The following is a 3666-nucleotide window of genomic DNA, read 5'->3' on the forward strand; positions in this document are numbered from 1 at the left end:
GACGTCACCCCCACCGCCTACGACGCCGCCGACCCCGCCCGCTCGGTCGTCACGGTGCGGGCGCGGGTGCGCCACGAGGGCGCCGCGGCGCTGACGGGCGTGCGCGCCCGCCTGGTCGCGCAGCGCTCCACCGTCGTGGGCCGCGACGCCCTGGACCGCTGGGAGCGGGCCTCGCCCACCGCCGCGCTGGGGCGCACCTCGGTGGCCTCCGACGCCGTGGAGGTCGCCGACGGGCGCCTGGCGCCGGGCGAGGAGGCGGAGGTGCTGCTCGTCCTGGACGCCGCCGCCCTGGGCGGCGGGGAGGGCGCGCACCCGGCGGCCGTGGAGGTCCTGGACGCCGACGGCGCGCGCGCCGGGCTGGCGCGCACCTTCCTGGTCTCCGCCCCGCACGGCGTGCGGCCCACCCGGCTGACGCTGCTGCTGCCGCTGGTGGCGGGCCGCACCGCCGACGCCGCCGGCCTGGCCGGCGCCACCGGCGGGCGCCTGGGCCGGCTGCTGGAGGCCTCGACCGACCCGCGCACCGCGTGGGCGCTGGACCCCGCCGTGCTCTCCACCGCCCTGGCCCTGCCCGCCGGGGGCGCGCAGGGCGCCGGCACCGGGGCGGGCGGGCCCTTGGCCACCGCGCCGGCCGGCGGCGGGCAGCCGACCGGCGCCGCGGGCGGGGCCGGCACCGGCCGGGAGCTCCCCGCGGGCGCCGCCGCCGGGGGCGGTGGTCAGCGCCGCCACGGCCGCCGGCGGGGACGTCGCCGCGGCGCTGGGGGGCACCGCCACCGTCCTCACCGACGTCGCCTGGCCCGCCGACGAGACCGCCGACCAGGCCCAGCTCGTGCTGGCCGCCGGCGCCGGCGCGCGCGCCGTCGTCCTGGACGACCGCTGCCTGCCCACCGAGGACGAGCTGACCTACACGCCCACCGGCCGCGCCGACGTGCGCGCCGGGGCGGGCGGCGCCCTCGCCGGCCTCGTCGCCGACAGCGCCCTGTCGGCGCTGCTGCAGCGCGCCGACGCCACCGCCGACACCAGCGGCGGCAGCAGCGGCGCGGACGCCGCGCTCGTGCAGCGCGCCGTCGCCGAGACGGCCACCACCACCCTGCAGCGGCCCAACGACCCCCGCTCCCTGCTGCTGGTGGCGCCGCGCACCTTCGACCCGCGCCCGGGCGCGCTGCCCCGCCTGGTGCAGGCCGTGGAGGCCTCCGGCTGGGCGTCGTGGCAGCCGCTGGGCGAGCTGATGGGCACGCCCGTGCCGGACGTGGAGCGCACCGACGCGCCCGTGAGCGGCGGGGCCGCCGCCAGGGCCGCCCTGCCGCCGGCGCACGTCGCCGCCGTCGCGGGGCTGCGCGCCTCCGTCGACGACGCCGCCAGCGCCCTGCGGGGCGCGGACCCGGCCACCGGGGCGCTGCAGCGCTCGGCGCTGATGCTGCTGGCCGCCTCCTGGCGCGGGCACGCCGCGGAGCTGCCCGCCGCCCGCCAGCGCGTGCAGGGCGGCGTGGACGCCTTCACGGGCGCGGTGCGCCTGCTGCCCGGCAGCGTCATCAACCTGGCCGCCACCCGCTCCGAGCTGCCCGTCACCGTCGTCAACGAGCTCGCCGCGCCGGTGCTGGTGGAGCTGGTGCTGCGCCCGCGCAGCCCGCGCGTGCAGCTGGCGCGGGTGCCGAGCGTGACGGTGCCCCCCGGCGGGCAGCAGCGGGTGGCGGTGCCCGTGCGGGCCCTGGCCAACGGCAGCGTCGTGGTGGAGGCGGCGCTGCGCACCCCCGCCGGCACCCCGCTGGGCGAGCCCGTCGGCATCGACGTCAACGTGCGCGCCGACCTGGAGGGCTGGCTCACGGGCCTGGTCGGCGGCGGCGCCGGGGCGCTGCTCGTGGCGGGCGTGGTGCGCGCCGCCCGGCGCGGGCGCCGGCGCGTGGACGAGGTCCCGCACGCCGACGTGGGCGGCGAGCGCCGCCCCCGGCCCGCCGGCGCGTCCGGCGCCGGGCCCGGCGCGGCGAGCGGGGAGCGCCCCTCAGCGCCGACCGGGCAGGGGTAGCCGGCGCAGCAGCGGGGACAGCAGGGCGTTCAGCTCCGTGACGCGCATCGCGCGGCACAGGGCGGTGAACAGCGCCACCAGCAGCAGCCCGCCCACCACGACGGTGCCGACCTGCACGGCCCACGCCCCGCCCAGCGGTGCCGCCAGCCGCGTCAGCGCGTACGCCGCCCCGCCGGACAGCGCCCCGATGATCAGGGTGCGCACCAGGGTGCGCAGCAGCCGGTGCCCGTCGACGCCGCGGCCGTCCAGGGAGCGCATCCGGCGGCGCAGCAGCACCAGCGCCAGCACCACGCCCACCACGTTCGAGGCGCTCATCGCCACGCCCACGCCCACGACCCTCCACTGCGCCGGCACCAGCAGCCAGCACGCCAGGTCCCCGGCGGCCATGACGAGCGCGACGACGAGGGAGACCACGAACGGGGTGCGCGCGTCCTCGTAGGCGTAGAAGACGCGCTGCACGAGGTAGGTGACGCTGAAGGGGACCAGCCCGACCGCCATCGCGGCCACGACCTGACCCACGAAGCGGCCACCGCCGGCGGGGAAGAGCGCGGCGCCGATCTGCGGGCCCAGCGCGACCAGCGCGGCCGTGGCCAGCACGCCGGAGACCAGCACGGTGCGCGCGCCGTAGGAGAAGTCGCGGCGCACCGCGGCGGTGTCGCCCGCGGCGGCGGCGGTGCTGAGCCGGGTGAACAGGGCCGTCACCAGGGAGACCGCCACCAGCGAGTGCGGCAGCATGAACAGCAGGAAGGCGGGGGTGTAGGAGGCGTTGGTCGCCCCGTCGCGGCCCAGGCGCGCCAGCGCGTCGGCCGCGCCCGCGGTGACGTTGGTGGTGGCCACGAAGACGAGCTGGCCCACGGCCACCCCGGCGAACGTCCAGCCGGCGACCCGCCCGGCGCTGCGCAGCCCCACGCCGCGGAAGCCCCAGCGCGGCCGGTAGCGGAAGCCGGCGCGGTGCAGCGGCCAGAACAGCACCAGGGCCTGCACGACGATGCCCAGCGTGGAGGTGCCCGCCAGGACCGCGATCGCCGTGGCGTCGAAGCCGCCGGCGTCCCAGCCCCTGGCGCCGGGCGCGACGAGCAGGAACGCGACGAGCCCGGCGATCGCCACGACGTTGTTGAGCACCGGCGCCCACATGTACGCCCCGAAGCGGCCCCGGGCGTTGAGGACCTGCCCGAGCACCGTGTACAGGCCGTAGAAGAACACCTGCGGCAGGCACCAGTACGCCATCGCGGTGCCCAGGGCGACCCAGTCGTCGCTCCACGACTGCGCGTACAGCCGCACCACCAGCGGGGCGGCGGCCGTCAGCAGCGCGGTGGCCGCGGCCATGAGCACCAGCGAGAGGGTGATCAGGCGGTTGACGTACTCCTGGCCGCCGTCGGGCCGCTTCAGGGCCCGCACGATCTGCGGCACGAGCACCGCGTTGAGCACCCCGCCGGCCAGCAGCATGTAGAAGGCGTTGGGGGCCTTGTTGGCCACGTCGAACGTCACGGCGCCCACCTGGGCGCCGACGCCGAGGGCGGCGCCCTGCGCGGCGGTGCGCACGAACCCCAGCAGCCGCGACACCAGCGTCCCGGAGGCCATCAGGGCGCTGGAGCGGGCCAGCGACTCCGCGGCCCCCTCGGGCGCCGGGGGCTCGGGCGGGGCGG

2 protein-coding genes are annotated in these 3666 nt (G+C 79.6%); one reads left to right on the forward strand and one right to left on the reverse strand.

What is annotated here, in order from left to right; all coding sequences use genetic code 11:
• Positions 1-709: 709 nt before the first annotated feature.
• The gene (locus tag GTR00_RS16585; RefSeq protein ID WP_166612691.1) at positions 710-2020 is read left to right on the forward strand and encodes a DUF6049 family protein; all 1311 of its coding nucleotides are present in this window, start codon (positions 710-712) and stop codon (positions 2018-2020) included.
• On the opposite strand, the gene murJ is transcribed toward GTR00_RS16585, so the two are convergent.
• Positions 1997-3666 (reverse strand): murein biosynthesis integral membrane protein MurJ (gene murJ, locus GTR00_RS16590; protein WP_205705994.1); only part of this gene is annotated, 1670 nt, incomplete at its 5' end. The genes GTR00_RS16585 and murJ overlap by 24 nt on opposite strands.

It is taken from the genome of Kineococcus indalonis (assembly GCF_009906395.1).
GTDB classification, from domain to species: Bacteria; Actinomycetota; Actinomycetes; order Actinomycetales; family Kineococcaceae; genus Kineococcus; species Kineococcus indalonis.